This window comes from Bradyrhizobium sp. ERR14 (assembly GCF_014198235.1).
Taxonomy (GTDB): domain Bacteria; phylum Pseudomonadota; class Alphaproteobacteria; order Rhizobiales; family Xanthobacteraceae; genus Bradyrhizobium.
Map to the genome: position 1 here is coordinate 144,608 of NZ_JACIHD010000006.1, position 19,182 is coordinate 163,789.

A 19,182-nucleotide genomic window follows, 5' to 3' on the forward strand; every position below is an offset into this window, starting at 1 on the left:
GTCGCGAGATGACGCGGCATCGATCGGGCGTGGGTCCTGTGCTTGCGACATGGACCACGTTGGCGCTGTGTTGCGCCCTGCCCTCCGCCGCCTGGGCCGAAGCCCTGCCGGAGGCGCTCGCCAAGGCCTACCAGACCAATCCGCAGCTCAATGCCGAACGTGCGCGACAACGCGCCACGGACGAGAACGTGCCGCAGGCCCTCGCCGGTTACCGGCCGCAGATCGTGGCGAGCCTCAGCGCCGGCCTGCAATCGGTGCGCAATCTGCTGCCCGACAACACGATCCAGACCGGCAATTTGAAGCCATGGATCATCGGCGTCACCGTGACGCAGACCCTGTTCAACGGCTTCCGCACCGCCAACAACGTGCGGGCCGCCGAGCTCCAGGTGCAGTCGGGCCGCGAGGCGCTGCGCAATGTCGGCCAGGGCGTGCTGCTCGACGCGGTCACCGCCTACACCAACGTGCTCGCCAACCAATCGCTGGTCGAAGCGCAGCGTTCCAACGTCGCCTTCCTGCGCGAGACGCTCTCGGTCACCCAGCGTCGTCTCAACGCCGGCGACGTCACGCCGACCGACAGCGCGCAGGCCGAAGCGCGCCTCAACCGCGGCCTTGCCGATCTCAACGCCGCCGAAGTCGCGCTTGCCGTCAGCCAGGCGACCTATGCGCAAGTGATCGGCAATGCGCCGTCGCAGCTTCGCCCCGCCGAGGCCGTCGATCGCTATCTGCCGAAGAGCCGCGAAGACGCGATGACGATGGCAATCCGCCAGCACCCGGCGGTGATGGCCGCCAGCTTCGACGTCGATGTCGCCTCCACCAACATCCGCATCGCCGAAGGCGCATTGCTGCCGAGCGCCACCATCCAGGGCAGCGCCAGCAAGAGCCGCAACAACGACCCGACCCTCGGCACCTTCGCCGAGGACCAGGCCTCGATCGTCGCCAATGTCACCGCGCCGATCTACGACGGCGGCCAGGCCGCCGCGCAGACCCGGCAGGCCAAGGAGATCACGGCGCAGAGCCGGCTCGTGCTCGACCAGGTCCGCAACCAGGCACGCACGGCGGCGGTGAGCGCATGGGTCGCCAATGAAGGCGCCAAGATCACCGTGTCGGCCTCGGAATCCGAAGTGAAGGCTGCGACCGTCGCGCTCCAGGGCGTGCAGCGCGAGGCCGCCGGCGGACAACGCACCACGGTCGACGTCTTGAACTCGCAGGCCGATCTGATCCAGGCCAAGGCCCGCCTGATCGGCGCCAACCGCGATCGCGTCATCGCCTCCTACACGCTGCTCAGCGCCATCGGCCATCTCGACGTCAAGACGCTGAGCCTGAACACGCCGGATTATCTGCCCGAGGTTCACTACCACCAGGTCCGCGACGCCTGGCACGGGCTGCGCACGCCGTCGGGGCAGTAGTTTCAATCTATCGGGCCGGTGCCCATGAAAAGCCGCCGCATCCATCTGACGGGCGCTTCGGGCTCCGGCGTGACGACGCTCGGCCGGGCGCTCGCCGGCCGGCTTGCGCTGCCGCATCACGATAGCGACGACTATTTCTGGCTGCCGACCGCGCCGCCCTATCAGACGACGCGCTCCGTCGCCGACCGCCTGCGCCTGATGCGCGAGATGTTTCTGCCGCGTCTCGATTGGGTGCTGAGCGGATCCGTCACCGGCTGGGGTGAGGAACTCGCTTCGTACTTCGATCTCGTCGTCTTCGTGACCGCGCCGCGCGAGATCCGGATGAAGCGATTGCGCGCCCGCGAGGCCGCCCATTTCGGCGCTGACGCCGTCGCGCCGGGCGGCTGGCGCCATGACGAGACCGAAGACTTCGTCGAATGGGCCTCTCATTACGAAGCGGGGGATCGCGAAGGTCGCAGTCTCACCAAGCATGAAGCATGGCTCGCGGGCCTGCCCTGCTCGGTCGTGCGCGTGGACGGCTCACGTCTGCTTGCGGACATTGTCGAGCAGCTATGCAACGAAGCGCAGCTTCGATTCGGCTGATGTGGTACCGTCCCGGCACACTGCCAAATAAAACAACCAGGGAGAGAAACCGTGCTCAATCGACGCAGCGTCCTGCTTGCCTCCCTCGCCGCCGGAGTAGCCATGACCAACAGAGCCCACGCCCGCGCGGCGCAGCCTGCGACGCCGGTCAATTTCGACGTCCCCGCGCATGCCTGCGACTGCCACACTCACATTCATGGCGACGTCGAGAAATTTCCGTTCTTCGCCGGGCGCGTCTACACGCCCGAGCCGGCAAGCCCCGAAGAAATGGCTGCACTGCACAAGGCGCTGCATATCGAGCGCGTGGTGATCGTCACCCCCAGCGTCTACGGCACCGACAATTCGTCGACCTTGTTCGGCATGAAGGCACGCGGCGCCAATGCGCGCGGCGTCGCCGTGATCGACGACAAGACGACCGAGGCACAGCTCGATGCGATGCAGGCGGACGGTTTCCGCGGCATGCGCCTCAATCTCGCAACCGGCGGCGTCAACGATCCCAATGTCGGCAGGTCACGCTTCACCACCGCCATCGAGCGCATGAAGGCGCGCGGCTGGCACGTGCAGCTCTACACCACGCTTCCTATGATCTCGGCGATCAAGGACCTCGTCGAGACGGCGCCGGTACCTGTCGTGTTCGACCATTTCGGCGGGCTGGAAGCTTCGCTCGGCCTGGAGCAGCCGGGTTTCTCCGATCTCGCTGCGCTGGTGAAGTCCGGCAAGGCCTATGTGAAGATCTCCGGCGCCTATCGCTCGTCCAAGCTCGCGCCGGATTATCAGGACATGGTGCCGTTCGCGCAGGCGCTGATCGCGGCCAACCCGGATCGCGTCGTCTGGGGCACCGACTGGCCGCATCCGGATTCGAGCCGTGTCGAGGGACGCAAAGCCACCGACATCGCGCCGCTCTATCAGATCGACGACGGCCGCCTGCTCAACCAGCTTCCGGTGTGGGCACCGGATGCCGACGTGCGCAAGAAGATCCTGGTCGACAACCCGGCACGACTCTACGGATTTTGACGGTCAGCGCGCGCGGCGCGAGAAGAACGAGATCAGGACCGGCAAGGTCACGAGGATCACGACCGGCGCCAGCATCATGCCGGTGACGACGACGACCGCGAGCGGCTTCTGCACCTGCGAGCCGATGCCCTCGGACAGCGCTGCCGGCAGCAGCCCGACGCCAGCGACGACGCAGGTCATCAGCACCGGCCGGAGCTGCAACTCACCGGTGCGCACCACCGCGCTCGCGCGGTCCATGCCCTCTTCGATGAGCTGGTTGAACTGCGACAGAATGATGATGCCGTCCATCACGGCGATGCCGAACAGCGCGATGAACCCGATCGCTGCGGAGACGCTGAACGCAGTGCCGGTAATCAACAGGCCCAGCACGCCGCCGAAGATCGCCATCGGGATCACGCTCATCGCGAGCAGCGTGTCGGTCATCGAGCCGAAATTGAACCAGAGCAGCACGCCGATCAGCGCCAGCGAGATCGGCACCACGATCGACAACCGCCGGATCGCGTCCTGGAGATTGCCGAACTCGCCGACCCAGTCCATGTGCGAGCCGGGCGGCAGCTGCACCTGCTCGGCAATCTTCTGCTGCGCCTCGCGGATCGCACTGCCGAGGTCGCGCTCGCGCACCGAGAACTTGATCGGCAGATAGCGCTCCTGCTGCTCGCGATAGATGTAGGCCGCTCCCGAGACGAGGCTGATGGTGGCGACCTCGCTCAGGGGAATCTGCGTGACGGTGCCGTTCGGCCCGGGTGCGCCGATGCGCAAATTCTGGATCGCCTCGGCACTGCGGCGGTATTCCGGCGCGAGGCGGACGATGATCGGGAAGTGGCGATCGGAGCCGGACTCGTAGAGATCGCCCGCCGTGTCGCCGCCGATCGCGACCTTGATCGTGGCGTTGATGTCGCCCGGCGCAAGGCCGTAGCGCGCGGCCTTGGCGCGGTCGATGTCGATCTGGACGGTCGGCTGCCCGAGCGAGGTGAACACCGCAAGGTCGGTGACGCCCTGCACCGTGGCCAGCACCGACTTGATCTTGTTGGCGGTGTCGGTGAGCGCCTGAAGGTCGCTGCCGAACAGCTTGATCGAGTTCTCGCCCTTCACGCCGGACACGGCCTCGGAGACGTTGTCCTGGAGATATTGCGAGAAGTTGAACTCGACGCCCGGGAAGCGATCGTCGAGCTGCTTGAGCAATTGCGCGGTCAGCTCTTCCTTGTCGCGGGTGCCGGGCCACTGGCTGATCGGCTTGAGCGGCGCGAAGAACTCGGCATTGAAGAAGCCGGCTGCGTCCGTGCCGTCGTCGGGACGGCCGTGCTGCGACACGACGGACTCGACTTCGGGCCGGGCGCGGATCACCTTGCGCATCTCGTTGACGTAGCTGTTGCCTTCCTGCAGCGAGATGGTCGGCGGCAGCGTGGCGCGAATCCAGAGATTGCCCTCTTCCAGCTTCGGCAGGAATTCGAGGCCGAGCAGCCGGCTGAGCGCCACCGTCATCAGCACGAGGCCGACCGCACCGCCGAGCACGATGTTGCGGTTGGCGACCGCCCATCGCAGCAACGGCGAATACAACCGGTGCAGGATCCGCATCACCCTGGTCTCGGTTTCCTCGACATGCGCGGGCAGGATGATCGCGGACAGCGCCGGCGTGACGGTGAAGGTCGCTAGCAGCCCGCCGGCCAGCGCATAGGCGTAGGTGCGGGCCATCGGCCCGAAGATGTTGCCCTCGACACCGGAGAGCGTGAACAACGGCAGGAAGGCCGCGATGATGATCGCCGCGGCGAAGAAGATCGAGCGCGAGACGTCGGCGGCCGCGCTGAGGATGGCGTGGCTCTTCATGCCGAACAGCGTCTCATGGGACATATGCTCGGTCTCGGACATCGGCGTCGTCTGGGTCAGACGGCGGAAGATCGCCTCCACCATGATGACGGTGGCATCGACGATCAGACCGAAATCGATCGCGCCGACCGAGAGCAAATTGGCCGATTCTCCGCGCAGCACCAGGATGATGACGGCGAAGAACAGCGCGAACGGAATGGTGGCGCCGACGATCAGCGCGCTGCGCAGATCGCCGAGGAACATCCACTGCAGCAGCACGATCAAGAGAATGCCGACCACCATATTGTGCAGCACGGTGTGGGTGGTGAGCTCGATCAGATCGCCGCGGTCGTAGATGCGCTCGATGCGCACGCCGGGCGGCAGGATGCTGGAGTTGTTGATCTGCTGAACGAGCTGATGGACCCGCTTGATGGTCGGCGAGCTCTGCTCGCCGCGGCGCATCAGGACGATGCCCTGCACGATGTCGTCGGACTCGTCGAGTCCGGCAATGCCGAGGCGCGGCTTCTGACCGACGGTGACGGTGGCGACGTCCTTGACCAGCACCGGATTGCCGCCGGTCTGCGCCACCATGGTATTGGCGAGATCGTCGATCGAGCGGATCAGGCCGACGCCGCGCACCACGGCCGATTGCTGGCCGATATTCACGGTGTTGCCGCCGACATTGACGTTGGAATTGCCGACCGCCTGGAGCAATTGCGGCAGCGTCAGACCGTTGGCGACCAGCTTGTTGAAGTCGACCTGGAGCTCATAGGTCTTGCTCTTGCCGCCCCACCCCGTGACGTCGATGACCCCCGGCACGGCGCGGAAGCGGCGCTGCAGGATCCAGTCCTGGATGGTCTTGAGATCGAGCACGCTGTAGTTCGGCGGACCCACGAGACGGTAGCGGAAGATCTCGCCGATCGGGCTAAGCGGCGAGATCTGCGGCTGCACGTTGCCCGGCAGCGGCGCCAGCTGCGCCAGGCGGTTCAGCACCTGCTGCAACGCCTCTTCGTAAGTATAGGCGAAGGAGAATTGGATTTTGACGTCGGAGAGACCATAGAGCGAGATGGTGCGGATGGTCGTGATGTTCTTCAGGCCTGCGACCTGGGTCTCGATCGGGATCGTGATGTAACGCTCGATCTCCTCCGCCGACAGCCCCGGGCTCTGCGTCACGATGTCGACCATCGGCGGGGTCGGATCGGGATAGGCCTCGATGTTGAGCTGGTTGAAGGCGATGACGCCGCCGATCAGCACGGCGACGAACATCCCGACCATCAGGAAGCGCCGGTTGACGGCAAGGGCGACGAGACGATCCATTCAAGCTTCAGTTTGTCTGCAATTTTTTGGGTCGTCGATCAGCTGCCGGACGCCGCGCGGTCGATGAACAGGCTGCCCTTGGTGACGATCTGCTCGCCAGGTTTCAGGTTGCTGGTGACCTCGACGAGGTTGCCGTTGATGAGGCCGATCTTGATCTGGCGCAGCTCGACCGACTTGTCCTCGCGCGCGACCCAGATGCGGACCTTGTCGGCCTCGTAGATCAACGCCTGCTTCGGCACCGCGGGCGCTGCGCGATCGCCGGCCGAATAAATCGTGACGTTGGCGAACATCTCGGGCTTGAGCAGCCCGTCCTTGTTGTCGATGGTGGCGCGAACCTGCAGGCGGCGGGTGTTGGGGTCGATCGCGGCAGCGACGTAATTGATCTTGGCGGTCAGGGGGCGGCCCGGCAGCGCCATCACGTTGACCGTGATGTCCTGCCCGATGCAGATCGCGGCCGCATCGCTCTCGCGCACGAAGGCGGTGAGCCAGACTGTGGAGAGATCGCCGACCACGAAGACCGGATCGCTGGCGCCGGAATTGACATACTGGCCCGGGCCGATCTTGCGCTGCACGACCGTGCCGGCGATCGGCGAATAGATCGTGACTTCCCGATTGATCACGCCTTTGTCCTGGAACGCCTTGATGGTCTCGTCGGTGAAGCCGAGGATGCGCAGCTTGTTGCGCGCGGCTTCCAGCGCAGTCTCCGACGAGCGCATGTCGTTGCGCGCCTGAACCTGGGTCGCTTCGGCCTGCTGATAATCCTTCAGCGGAATGGCATGGCCCTCATAGAGGTCCTTGGCGCGCTTGAACTGGATGTCGGAGAGCTCGAGCGCCGACTTCGCCTTGTTCTGCGAGGTCATCGCCGCGATGAAATCGTTCTGGGCCTGCACGGTGTCGGCGGCCTCGATCGTGAACAGCGGTTGGCCCTGCTTCAGCATCTCACCCGGCTTGGCCAGCAGCTTGGTGACGCGGCCGGCATAGGGCGAGAACACCGGTGTCGAGCGGTCCTCGTCGACGGCGACCTTGCCTTCGGTGACATATTCGGCGCGGAAGGCCTTGGCCTTGACCGGCTCGATCGTCAGCGTCGCCCATTCCGACGGCGTCGGCGTGAAATTCTGCGCATTCTTGCGCGACTGGCTGGAGATCTCGGAGTGCTTCTTTTCTTTGGCGCCGACGTAGCGAAAGCCGTAGGCCCCAACGCCGGCAAGAGCTAGTAAAACTACGGATGTGACCACCCGTTGTTTTGTAAACACCTGCAATCGCTTGGTATTTTCAACTACCATGGAGCCCGGTCGTGTCTGCGACGATCTCGGCAGATGCCTGCCTTATCGGTTGCGCTAATAGTGCCGAATTGCAATTCCAAACAACCTAAAAAACGCTGCGCGCCTTTCGGTTTGCGTTAAAATTTCGCGACATGTCAGCTTCACGTCAGCTTCGCGCCGGCCACTGTGCCGGATGACTGCCGAGCGGCATTGCCGGGCGGCTCCATTGCGCCGGCGTCTTCGACAGCATCGCCGCATGGCGCACCGCCTTCAACATGCCGAAGCCAGATGGCATGTTTTCGATGAACGCAGTATGTACGGCTTCGCCCGTAAGATCCGGGGTGTTCAGTCCGCCATCGAGCCGGCCGAGATCCCAAAGCCAGCGCCCGGTCTGCGCCAGCGACACCCGCGCGTGCCAGCTGCCGCCTTCGCGCGCCTGACGCGCCTTGGCCATCATCGCACCGAACGCCATCAGATAGCCGGTGGCGTGATCGAGCATCTGTGCCGGCAATTCCTTGGGACCATCGAGACCGGCAGCACGTCCCTCGGCATGATTGAATCCGGTCGTGGTCTGCACGAGGGAATCGAAGCCGCGCCGCTCGGCCCAGGGGCCGGCGTGGCCATAGGCCGACAGCGTCACATAGACGATGCCCGGATTGATCTGCGCTGCATCCTCAGGAGCGAAGCCGAGGGCGGCGAGCGCGCGCGGGCGATAGCCCTGCGAGAAGATGTCGGCCTCCCGCAACAGTTCGCGCAATTGCGCCCTGCCCGTCTCGCCCTTGAGCTCGACGAACGTGGCGAGCTTGCCCCGGCCGGTATCGATGGTGAGCCAGGGAATGGCGGGCAGCTCCGGCCCTGACACCAGCAGAACGTCCGCACCATGCGCAGCGAGCGTGCGGCCGGCGACGGGGCCTGCGATGACGCGGGAGAGATCAAGCACGCCCAGGCCCGCAAGCGGACGATCGCCTTTTGGCCACGGCTTTGGTGGGGCCTCGCCGATCTTCTCGATCGAGAGCAGCGGCAACCCGGCGAGCGCGCGCGCCTGCGGCAGAGCCGACCATTCGTCGTAGCTCCGCATCAGAGCGACCACGCCGCCCGCGGCGGAAGCCGCAGTCTCGAAATCCTCGCCCTTCCACTGCATCAGCGCTGCCTGCACCTTGTCGCGCTCCGCCTCGCAGCCGAGCACCCTGCAGACGGCATCGCGGTGATGCGGGAAATTGGTGTGGCAGCGGACGAAGCGGCCATCGCCGGTCCTGTAGACGCCGGCGATGGCGTCCCAAGCCGGCGGTGGCGGCTTGTCGTCGAGGCGCAGATAGCGCTCGGAGCGACATTCGGCGACGGCGTGGCGCATGTCGACGGAGACGTTTTGGGTTTCGCCGCTGCGTTGTCTCCATATCTCGGCCGCTGCAAGGCCCGCCGCAGCAATCGTGGTTTGGCCGGCAACAGCAACACGAAAGGAGGATGGAATCTGCGGCTCCTCTCCGGTCAAGCGCACACGTTCGAGCGCGGACGCATCGCCGCCGGCGGAGGTCCAGATATCCCTGAGAATGTCGGCGGGGCTTTGCATGACCCTTCTCTCCCTTTAGCTTTCAACATCCTATTAGCATATAAGGACATGCAATGGCCGCCATCGATCCTCTCACCGCAGGTGCCGTGTTCATCGCAACGGCGGCCACAGACGCGGTCTATGTGATGTTCACCTCGGCTGTAATCGCGCGCAAGCGCATGTCAGCTGCGAACTGGAGCGCGGTCTGGTACATGCTCTCCTCCTACGCCGTGATCAGCTACACCGAAAACGCGTTCTATGTCGCTTTCGCGGCGATCGGCTCCTGGGCCGGCGCCTACGCCTCGCTAACCTTCCTGCACCGCCCGCCCGGCGGCCCGCCGGTCGGCGCTGCGCCGGAGTGAGGACGTAAAGTGGTGGCATGTCCTCCAATGCTAATCCCGTCATCCTGAGGTGCGAGGCTTGCGATGCATCGCGTCGCAAGTCGAGCCTCGAAGGATGCACGGCCGAGGTGGCAGCCGGGCTGTCGCTCTTCGAGGCCTCCGCTACGCTCCGGCACCTCAGGGTGACGGTCGAACAATGGGATTTGCGGCGCACGCGACTACACTCTCCACGACCAACAAAAAGGAAACCCAACAATGGATCTCGGTCTCAAAGGCAAGAACGCCATCGTGCTCGGTGGCACGCGCGGCATCGGGCGGGCGATTGCGGAGACGCTCGCCGGGGAAGGCACCAATGTCGCGGTGTGTGCGCGCAACGCCGATCAGGTTGCGACCACCGTTGCCGAGCTGAAGGCGAAGGGCGTCAACGCCACCGGCGGCCCGGTCGACGTGACTGACGGCGCGGCGCTGAAATCCTGGATCGAAGGTGCCGCAAAAGAGCTCGGCGGCATCGACATGCTGTTCTCCAATGCCGGCGCGATGGCGCAGGGCCACGATGCAGCATCCTGGCAGCAGAATTTCCAGCTCGACGTGCTCGGCGCCGTGCACGCGTTCGATGCCGCGCGGCCGTTCCTTGAAGCCGGCGGCGAGAAGAGCGGCGACGCCGCCTTCGTCATCATCTCCTCGATCTCGGCGGCGCAGGCGGACACGGCCAGCTCCTACGGCCCGATCAAGGCGGCGCTGATCCACATGGCCAAGGGACTGGCGCGGCAATTTGCGAAGAAGAAGATTCGCGTGAATGTGGTGTCGCCCGGCACCGTCTATTTCAAGGGCGGCGTCTGGGAGATGGTCGAGAAGAACATGCCCGAGCGTTACAACGACGCGATGAAGCGCAATCCGACCGGCCGGATGGCAACGCCGCAGGAAATCGCGAGCGCCGCGGTGTTTCTGGCAAGCCCGGTGTCGGGGTTTACGACGGGGTCCAATCTCGTCGTGGACGGCGCGATCTCGAACCGGGTGAATTTTTAGAAGGGCACACTGTCATCGCCCGACTTGATCGGGCGATCCAGTATTCCAGAGACGGCGCGGCTAGAGCCGAGAAGCCGCGGCGTACTGGATACCCGCTTTCGCGGGGTATGACGGCTGAGCGTGTGGCACGCTACTTCAACAAATTCGTCATTGCGAGCGGGAAACTCGTAGGCTGGGCAAAGCGACTTGTCCGCCGTAGCTCGAAGAGCGAAGGCGGAAGCGTGCCCACGTCTTCGCGACGAGCCGCAAAAGGAGGTGGGCACGGCGCTTAGGCGCCTTTGCCCACCCTACGGCAGCCGTACGTGGCAGCACTCCGCGCCACCCCTCAATGAAAATCCCGCGATGGCGGCAGGATGCGGACGTTGCGGGGGTGGCGGATTTTCTGCGCCGGCATGTCCGCGAGGGCGCGAGAGTCTTCGTTAAGCGGCTCGACCACGGTGGCACCTGCCGGCACCGGATGCTTGCGGCTCAGGGCGTCGTTGGCGAGGCCGACCAGATCGTGCGAGCGATCGATCATGCGCTGGGCGATGAGATGCGTCACCTTCTCGGGGCTGCTCTGGATATAGCCTTCGACCAGGATGAGGCGCGCCCCCATCACCTCTTTCCGGTACTGCTCCATGATCTTGGGCCACACCACGACATTGGCGATGCCGGTTTCGTCCTCCAGCGTCATGAACACGACGCCGCTGGCGCTGCCCGGCCGTTGCCGCACCAGCACCACGCCGGCGCAGCGGACGCGCCGGCGCTCGTTCTCGTGGCTGACATCCTTGCAGGCGACGACGCGCTCGCGCGAAAACATCTCGCGCAAGAATTCCATCGGGTGCCCCTTCAACGATAGCCGGATGGTCTGGTAGTCCGCGACCACCTGCTCGGAACGCGGCATCACCGGCAGCGGTTGCGCGTGCTCGTCCGGCTGCTCGCGCGCGGTCGCCGCCTCGAACAGCGGCAGCGGCACGTCGTCGGGCAGCCGCCGCACCTGCCACAGCGCCTCGCGACGGTCGAGCCCGAGCGAGCGAAACGCGTCGGCATCGGCCAGCAGGATCAGCGCGCGCTTGGGTAGGCCGGTGTCGCGGGCGAAATCCTCCAGCGAGGTGAAGGGGCGGCGGTTGCGGGCGGCGATGATGCGGTCGGCCCAGTCCTCCTGAGTGACGTAGACTTTGCCTTGCCGCTTCGCCTGCTCCTTCTTGAGGACCTCCTCATCGGGATCGAGCCAATGGAAGCCGTCGATCTGGCGAAAGCCAAGGCGGACGGCACAATACCTGCCGTCAGTATTCTCCAGCGTGTTCTGCGCAAAACTATAGGACACGTCGATATCGCGCACCTCGACGCCGTTCTTGCGGGCATCGCTGACGATCTGTACCGGCGCATAAAAGCCCATCGGCTGCGAGTTCAGGAGGCCACAGCAGAAGGCGTCGGGGTGATGATATTTCAGCCATGACGAGATGTAGACCAGCTGGGCGAAGCTCGCGGCGTGGCTCTCCGGGAAGCCGTAGGAGCCGAAGCCCTTGATCTGGTCAAAGCAGCTTCTGGCAAAGTTGGCATCGTAGCCGCGCGCGACCATATTGCCGATCAGCTTCTCCTCGTATTGGCCAATGGTGCCGACATTGCGGAAGGTCGCCATCGAGCGGCGCAGGCCGTTGGCTTCCTCGGACGTGAATTTTGCCGCCTCGATCGCGATGCGCATGGCCTGCTCCTGGAAGAGAGGCACACCCTTCGTCTTGTGCAGCACCTTGTAGAGCTCGTCCGCGGGGCCATGCTCGGGCGATGGTGAAGGATAGGTCACTTTCTCAAGCCCGTTCCGCCGCCGCAAATACGGATGTACCATGTCGCCCTGGATCGGACCCGGGCGCACGATGGCAACTTCGATGACGAGATCGTAGAAGGTCCGCGGCTTCAGGCGCGGCAGCATGTTCATCTGGGCGCGGCTCTCTACCTGGAACACGCCGAGCGATTCCCCGTCACACAGCATGTCGTAAACCTTGGGGTCGTCCTGGGGAACGCTCGCCAGCACAAAACGCTCGCCTTTGTGGTATGCGATCAGATCAAAACATTTCCGGATGCAGGTCAGCATGCCCAGCGCGAGCACGTCGACCTTCATCATGTTGAGCGCGTCGACGTCGTCCTTGTCCCATTCGATGAAGGTGCGGTCGTCCATCGCCGCGTTGCCGATCGGGACATAGGTGTCGAGCCGGTCCTGCGTCAGCACATAGCCGCCGACGTGCTGGGACAGGTGGCGCGGAAATTCGATCAGCTCGGTCGCAAGCTCGACAGCAAGGTTGATCATGGGATTTTGTGGATCGAGCCCGGCCTGCCTGACCTGCATGTCGTTGAGACCCTTGCCCCAGCTGCCCCAGACGGTGTCGGCGAGCGCGGCGGTGACGTCCTCGGTCAGGCCCAGCGCCTTGCCGACGTCGCGGATGGCGCTGCGCGGGCGATAGTGGATGACCGTTGCGATGATCGCGGCACGATGGCGGCCGTAGCGGCGATAGACATATTGCATCACCTCCTCGCGCCGGGAATGCTCGAAATCGACGTCGATGTCGGGCGGCTCCAGCCGCTCCTTGGAGATGAAGCGCTCGAACAGCAGATCGACCTTGGTCGGATCGACCGAGGTGATGCCGAGCACGTAGCACACCGCCGAATTCGCCGCCGATCCCCGACCCTGGCACAGAATGTTCTGGCTGCGCGCGTAGTGCACGATGTCGTGCACGGTGAGGAAATAATGTGCGTATTTCAGCTCGGCGATCAGCGCGAGCTCTTTGTTCAACGTCGCGCGCAGCTTGTCGTCGATCTTACCTCCAAAATATTTATCGACGCCCGCCCAGGTCAAATCCTCCAGATGCCCTTGCGCGGTCTTGCCCGGCGGCACCGGCTCGTCCGGATACTGGTATTTGAGCTGGTCGAGCGAGAAGTCGATCTTCCCCGCAAAACGCATGGTCTCCGCGATCGCCTCGGGGATATCGCGGAACAGCCGCGCCATCTCCCTGGGCGTCTTCAGAAACCGCTCGGCATTGGCTTCCAGCTTCCGTCCGACTGCCTCGATCGTGGTCTTTTCCCGGATACAGGTCAGCACGTCCTGAAGCGGACGGCGGCCGGGATCGTGATAAAGCACCTCGTTGGTCGCGAGCAGCGGCACTTTTGCTTCGGCGGCGAGGTCATCGAGCCGTGCCAGGCGGCGCCGGTCGTCGCCGCGATAGATCAGGCTCGCGGCCAGCCACACGCCTTCGGCGCGGCTCGCCTTTAGTTTTGCAAGCACATCCAGCGCCTGCGCCGGCTCGAAGCGATGCGGCAACGTCAGGACCAGGAGCTGGCCTTCCGAGAATTCCAGGAGATCGGCGAAGGTGAGACGGCACTCGCCCTTCTCGATCCGCGTGGTGTCGTCGCCGCGCTTGCCTTTGGTCAGGAGCTGGCACAGCCGGCCATAGGCGGCGCGGTCGCGCGGGTAGACAAAAATGTCGGGCGTGCCGTCGATGAAGACGATGCGCGCACCGATCAGCAGTTTCGGCTTGTGCAACACCTTGTCATTGTCGAGCTCATTCCAGGCCCGCACCACGCCGGCGAGCGTGTTGTGGTCGGCGATTCCGATCGCGGGAATGCCGAGCTTGCTCGCCTGATGCACATAGGCTCGCGGATCCGAGCCGCCGCGCAGAAAGGAGAAGTTCGTGGTGATGCCGATCTCGGCATAGGCGGGGCTATTCATGCGAAAAGACCGTGCACATACCAGCCGGGAGAAGCAGGCTCGCCGTCGCCGTCGAACACCTCCCCCTCGTAAAGTCCATCGCGAAAAATCCAGAAGCGCAGGCCCTCGGCGTCCTCGATGCGAAAGTAATCCCGCGTCAGCTGCTTGCCGTCCTGCCGCCACCATTCCATCGCGATACGCTCGGGTCCTTCCACCCGCACCACGGCATGCAGCGCGCGGCGCCAGGTGAACTGATGCGGCGGACCATCCGGCACGGCCGCGAACGGCACCTTGATCGGCTCCGGCTTGTCGAACAGCCTTAAGGGACGCAGCGGCGGCTCGCTTTCGGTCCGTGCCGGCCATTCGGCCTGCATGGCGGCGGCGAGATGATGCTGCGCCGGCGCGGCCATCACAGCGCATTCGGGGATATGGGTATCCTCAGGCAGGTGCACGACGACGCGCTTTCCGCCGATGCGCGCGGCGATGCGGTCGATCAGCGCGGCAAGCTCGTCATTGTCGTGGACATGGGCGTCGAGATCGCGCTGCTCCTGCACCACGATCTCGGTGCGGCTCGCCGACAGCCGCACCATGTCGAAGCCGAAGCCGGGATCCAGCGGATCGGCCAGCGCATCGAGACGCTCGCGGAACAGCCGGTCGATCACCGCGCTTCGCGTCACCGGACGTCCGGTCTCGACCATGATCGCGCGCACCACGCCGTCGGTGCGGAAGAACGCGGCTTCCAGCCGGCGCGCGCCCTTGCCCTGCTTCTCCATCGACGCGATCAGCGTATCGGCGAGCCGCGACAGCGTCATTGCGATCATGGTGTCGGTCGCGATCGGCTCGGCGAAACGCTTCTCAACGATGTAATCGGGCAACGGCTTACGCGGGTTGATTGGCGCATCGCCCTGCCCTAGCGCATGTGCGAGCAAGGTTGAGAACCGCGCCCCGAACCGCGCCGTGATCTCGCTCGGCGAGCGCGCGGCGACGTCGCCGATGGTCTTGAGGCCGGCGCGGCGCAGACCGGTGGTGATGGCCTCGTCCGCACCGAGCGCGGACACCGGAAACCGGCTGATCGCCCTCGCCTCTTCGCCATCGGCAACGATGGTGCCCGTGGCCTGCCGCGTCAGCGTGCGCGCGCAGACCGAGGTGCCGGCGATTGCCGCGCTGACGGCAAAGCCTTGTCGGCCGAGCGCACGAACCAGCGCTTGCAGCAGCGCAGCCTCGCCGCCGAACAGATGCGCACAGCCGGTGATGTCGAGGAACAGCCCATGCGGCGGGTCGAGCGCGACCAGCGGCGTGAAGCGGTCGCACCAGTCGGCGATGTCGCTAAGCGTCTTCGCATCGGCCGCGACATCGGCATCGAACACTTTCAGGTCCGGGCACATCGCCCGCGCATTGGCCAGCGGCTGACCGATGTACAGGCCGAGGCGCTCGGCAGCCTCGTCCAGCGCATGGATCACCAGCGCATTGTTGTCCTTGATGACGACGATGCTCGGCTCATTATTGGTTTTACCCAGCCCGGCGCTGTTGAAGAACCGCTGGATCCGGTCGATGGGCAGGCGCGGCAGCCACAGGCTGAGAATACGTCGACGGTTCACTGAACTGGCACTCATCACAATTCCATTCCATGATCCACCGGCCGCAGGGGCCATGACGATTACGCAAGAGTTCGGCATCGAAACGCGGCGCGCCCCATGCGTCCCACACCGATCCCGGCGGCGAATGCGCCGCGCGCAGCATCCACCGTGTCTCCGCGGTCGAAGGCAGCGGCTGCGCCGCCATCCGCAGCATCAGGCCGGTGACGCCGGAGCCTTGCGCGGCCAGCGTCAGCTTGCGGCTCGCCACGAGATCGAACTGCCTGGTCTCGCCCCAGAGCTCGAGCACGACGGCGCCGAGCGCATCGCAAGCGAGCGCATCGGCCGAGGTACGCAGCGCGCTCTCGACATCGGCGGCGCGCACCATCACCACGCGGCGCGGATCGAGGCCGAGCTCGGCGAGCCCGCTCATCGACAGCGCGCCTGCCTCTATCTCCAAGAAATCCTGCCGTACCCACAGCAACGGCCGCTGCGCCGAGACGCGCCCGGCAAGCCCCATGACGAAGCCGGTCGCGGCCGTCCCCTGCCGTCCCTCACAAAACACCTCGTGGATCGCCGCGCGCGCGAGCCCGCCCTTCAGCGCGTTGTCGGCTTCGCTATGACCGAGTGCGACGCGATCGTGCGGATGCACGACCGTTGCCGTCTCGATACGCTCGATCTGGCCGCGCAAGGTCGCAAGCGCGCTTTGACGTGCGCCGCTCATGCTCGCCGCTCCTTCAGAGGTGATTGCCGATGGCTCTCAAAAAGAGAACCAGCGGCTGGCTCATTTGTTCATGATATGTTCTAATATAAAGCTAACGGCGCGTAGAGAGTCAATCGAATTGGCGCGCAAGCGGATTCATGAGCTGAATCAAAGGGATTCCAAGATGGACGTACAACGCAAGCTGGAAATCCTGGCTGACGCCGCCAAATACGACGCGTCCTGCGCCTCCAGCGGCACCGAGAAGCGGGATTCCAGCGACGGCAAGGGCATGGGCTCGACCGCGCCCGGCATGGGCATCTGCCATTCCTACGCGCCGGATGGACGCTGCATCTCGCTGCTCAAGGTGCTGCTGACCAACGCCTGCAATTACGATTGCCTCTATTGCGTCAACCGCGCCTCCTCGAACGTGCCGCGCGCCCGCTTCACCGTCGACGAATTGGTCAAGCTCACGCTCGACTTCTACCGTCGCAACTACATCGAGGGCCTGTTTCTCTCCTCCGGCATCATCCGCAGCCCCGACTACACCATGGAGCAGGTGGTGAGCGTCGCGCGAAAGCTGCGCGAGGAGCACCACTTCCGCGGCTATATCCATCTCAAGACCATTCCCGAGGCCGACGATGCGCTGATCGCGGAAGCCGGCAAATATGCCGACCGTCTCTCCATCAACATCGAGATGCCCGAGGAGACGAGCCTGCAGCAATTCGCGCCGGAGAAGGACGTGCGCGCGATCCGCCGCACCATGGGCCGGCTGCGGCTGAAGCTCGACGAGGCCGAGGAAGGCCGCAGTGCGAAGACCAGGGCGAAGCCGCAGCGCTTCGCGCCGGCGGGCCAAAGCACGCAGATGATCGTCGGCGCTGATGCTGCCTCCGACCACACCATTCTCCACACCAGCGCCAATCTCTACGGCGCCTACCGCCTGCGGCGCGTCTACTACTCCGCCTTCAGCCCGATCCCCGACGCCAGCCGCGCCTTGCCTCTGGTGCAGCCGCCGCTGCTGCGCGAGCACCGGCTCTACCAGGCCGACTGGCTGATGCGGTTCTACGGTTTCGATGTCGGCGAGATCGTCGACGACAGCGCGATGCTGCCGCTCGACATCGATCCAAAACTCGCCTGGGCGCTGCGCCATCGCGACCGCTTCCCGCTCGACGTCAACCGCGCCAGCCGCGAGGAGCTGCTGCGCGTGCCGGGCTTCGGCACCAAAACGGTCGAGCGCATCATTACGACGCGGCGCACCACCACGATCCGTCTCTCCGATCTCGCGCGGCTGCACGTGCCCAAGCACAAGGCCCTGCCATTCATCGTCCTCAGCGATCACCGCCCCTCGCCGCATCGTCTCGATGCCGCCGGGCTGATCGAGCGCTTCAAGCCGAAAGCAACACAATTGGGATTTGGCTTCTGATGCAGTACATCACCCTCGACAACGAAACCGATTTCGACGGCTGGCGCAAAGCCGCGCGCAGCCTCGTGCTTCATCATGTGCAGCCGACCGATGTCAGCTGGACCGTGCGGGGCGGCGAAGCCGATTTGTTCGCGCCGCAAGCGCCGTCTCCGATCCTCGAGGTGAACGACGGCACCTTCAATGTCTCCGCAAAATTTGTCGAACTCGCCCAGGCCGCAATCCTGCACCGCGATATCAAGCGCTTTGCGATCCTCTATCGGCTGCTGTTTCGGCTGAAGGACAACCACGACCTCATCGAGGTCGCGACCGACCCTGATGTCGCGCAGGTCACGGCGATGGCGCGAGCGGTCCATCGCGACGAGCACAAGATGCACGCCTTCGTCCGCTTCCGCGAGATGGGACGCGAGCGCGCAGCGCATTACGTCGCCTGGTTCGAGCCGGAGCATCACATCGTCGAGCTCGCCGCGCAGTTCTTCGCCAAACGCTTCGCAGACATGCCCTGGTCGATCCTGACGCCGGACCTCTGCGCACATTGGGACGGCCACGCGCTCGCGTTCACGCCGGGCGTCAGCAAGAGCGATGCGCCGGGCGAAGACCGGCTGGAGGAAACCTGGCGGCGCTATTACGCCAGCATCTTCAATCCAGCCCGGCTCAAGGTGAAGGCGATGCAGGCCGAGATGCCGAAGAAATATTGGAGGAACCTGCCCGAGGCTTCGATCATTAAGCCCTTGATCGAGGACGCCGAACGCATGACCGGCGCCATGATCGCCAATGCCGCAACCGAGCCGCACAAGCCTCAGAAGCGGCCGGAGGCTCCGATGAAACGCAAGCCAGCTGCCAACGATCTCGAAGCGCTCCGCGAGGAAGCCGCGCATTGCCGCGCCTGCCATCTCTACAAGGACGCGACCCAGACCGTGTTCGGCGAAGGCCCTAAGTCGGCAAACATCATGCTGGTCGGCGAGCAGCCCGGCGACAAGGAAGATCTCGCCGGCCATCCGTTCGTCGGTCCGGCCGGCCAGATGCTCGACCGTGCGCTGGAGGAGGCCGGTGTCGATCGCAAGAAGGTCTATGTCACCAATGCGGTGAAGCACTTCAAATTCGTGCCGCGCGGAAAGATCCGCCTGCACCAGAAGCCGAATACGCCGGAGATCCGGGCCTGCCGGCAATGGTATGAGCGGGAAGTCTTGGCAATTCAGCCTGATCTGATCGTGGCGATGGGTGCCACCGCCGCGCAAAGCGTGTTCGGCAAGATCACCCCCATCGGCAAGACCCGCGGCCGGCTCATCGACCTTCCCGACGGACGCAAAGCGCTGGTGACGGTGCACCCGTCCTATCTGCTGCGGCTGCCCGATCCGGAAGCCAAGGTGCAGGAATATCAGCGCTTTGTCGACGATTTGAAGATCGCTGCCGGCTTGCAGAAGAGAGCCGCGCGGGCCGCCTAAATACTGGCAGGAAAACGGTTTTCAACCGCCGCTTGTCATCCAGCCTTCAAATCCATCGCGGACAATA

13 protein-coding genes are annotated in these 19,182 nt (G+C 64.7%); 7 read left to right on the forward strand and 6 right to left on the reverse strand.

Features of this window, described 5'->3' with window-relative positions:
• Window positions 1–8 precede the first annotated feature (8 nt).
• Genes GGD62_RS18980 through GGD62_RS18990 form a run of 3 tightly spaced genes read left to right on the forward strand, consistent with a single transcriptional unit; the run spans window position 9 to window position 3,002 of the window.
• On the forward strand, window positions 9–1,406 hold the full coding sequence (locus tag GGD62_RS18980; protein ID WP_049814753.1) for a TolC family outer membrane protein: 1,398 nt from the start codon (window positions 9–11) through the stop codon (window positions 1,404–1,406).
• A gap of 24 nt (window positions 1,407–1,430) precedes the next feature.
• The gene (locus tag GGD62_RS18985; RefSeq protein ID WP_183709496.1) at window positions 1,431–1,988 is read left to right on the forward strand and encodes an AAA family ATPase; all 558 of its coding nucleotides are present in this window, start codon (window positions 1,431–1,433) and stop codon (window positions 1,986–1,988) included.
• Between the two features lie 51 nt (window positions 1,989–2,039).
• Complete coding sequence (locus GGD62_RS18990; protein WP_092256706.1) at window positions 2,040–3,002, forward strand: amidohydrolase family protein; 963 nt, start codon at window positions 2,040–2,042, stop codon at window positions 3,000–3,002.
• Between the two features lie 3 nt (window positions 3,003–3,005).
• Here GGD62_RS18990 and GGD62_RS18995 read toward each other — a convergent pair whose 3' ends face one another.
• The 3 genes from GGD62_RS18995 to GGD62_RS19005 form a co-directional block, all read right to left on the reverse strand.
• Window positions 3,006–6,122 carry an efflux RND transporter permease subunit gene (locus GGD62_RS18995; RefSeq protein ID WP_179734002.1) on the reverse strand — a complete coding sequence of 1,039 codons (3,117 nt, stop codon included), beginning with the start codon at window positions 6,120–6,122 and terminating at the stop codon, window positions 3,006–3,008.
• A gap of 38 nt (window positions 6,123–6,160) precedes the next feature.
• Window positions 6,161–7,405, reverse strand: coding sequence for an efflux RND transporter periplasmic adaptor subunit (locus GGD62_RS19000; protein WP_018315722.1), 1,245 nt, complete (start codon window positions 7,403–7,405; stop codon window positions 6,161–6,163).
• A gap of 145 nt (window positions 7,406–7,550) precedes the next feature.
• Window positions 7,551–8,951, reverse strand: a complete 1,401-nt coding sequence (locus tag GGD62_RS19005) for a CoA transferase (RefSeq protein ID WP_183709498.1) — start codon at window positions 8,949–8,951, stop codon at window positions 7,551–7,553.
• A 53-nt stretch (window positions 8,952–9,004) separates the two neighbouring features.
• On the opposite strand from GGD62_RS19005, the gene GGD62_RS19010 reads away from it, so the two are divergent.
• Complete coding sequence (locus GGD62_RS19010) at window positions 9,005–9,292, forward strand: hypothetical protein (protein ID WP_028146977.1); 288 nt, start codon at window positions 9,005–9,007, stop codon at window positions 9,290–9,292.
• A gap of 234 nt (window positions 9,293–9,526) precedes the next feature.
• Entirely contained in the window at window positions 9,527–10,297 is a 771-nt protein-coding gene (locus tag GGD62_RS19015) for an SDR family NAD(P)-dependent oxidoreductase (RefSeq protein ID WP_183709500.1), read from the forward strand.
• A 325-nt stretch (window positions 10,298–10,622) separates the two neighbouring features.
• On the opposite strand, the gene GGD62_RS19020 is transcribed toward GGD62_RS19015, so the two are convergent.
• The 3 genes from GGD62_RS19020 to GGD62_RS19030 are packed head-to-tail and all read right to left on the reverse strand — an operon-like array spanning window position 10,623 to window position 16,274.
• Window positions 10,623–13,997 carry an error-prone DNA polymerase gene (locus tag GGD62_RS19020; protein WP_183709502.1) on the reverse strand — a complete coding sequence of 1,125 codons (3,375 nt, stop codon included), beginning with the start codon at window positions 13,995–13,997 and terminating at the stop codon, window positions 10,623–10,625.
• The gene (locus tag GGD62_RS19025) at window positions 13,994–15,589 is read right to left on the reverse strand and encodes a DNA polymerase Y family protein (protein WP_018315717.1); all 1,596 of its coding nucleotides are present in this window, start codon (window positions 15,587–15,589) and stop codon (window positions 13,994–13,996) included. Before GGD62_RS19025 ends, GGD62_RS19020 begins: the two co-directional genes overlap by 4 nt.
• Window positions 15,486–16,274: an ImuA family protein gene (locus GGD62_RS19030; protein WP_183709504.1), complete on the reverse strand. Its 789-nt coding sequence runs from the start codon at window positions 16,272–16,274 to the stop codon at window positions 15,486–15,488. Before GGD62_RS19030 ends, GGD62_RS19025 begins: the two co-directional genes overlap by 104 nt.
• Before the next feature lie 163 nt (window positions 16,275–16,437).
• Here GGD62_RS19030 and GGD62_RS19035 point away from each other — a divergent pair, with 163 nt between their 5' ends.
• Both GGD62_RS19035 and GGD62_RS19040 read left to right on the forward strand, forming a co-directional pair.
• Window positions 16,438–17,673 (forward strand): putative DNA modification/repair radical SAM protein, encoded by a 1,236-nt coding sequence (locus GGD62_RS19035; RefSeq protein ID WP_026201542.1) that lies wholly within the window; start codon window positions 16,438–16,440, stop codon window positions 17,671–17,673.
• Window positions 17,673–19,115: a UdgX family uracil-DNA binding protein gene (locus GGD62_RS19040; protein WP_183709506.1), complete on the forward strand. Its 1,443-nt coding sequence runs from the start codon at window positions 17,673–17,675 to the stop codon at window positions 19,113–19,115. The genes GGD62_RS19035 and GGD62_RS19040 overlap by 1 nt, the downstream gene beginning before the upstream one ends.
• Window positions 19,116–19,182 lie beyond the last annotated feature (67 nt).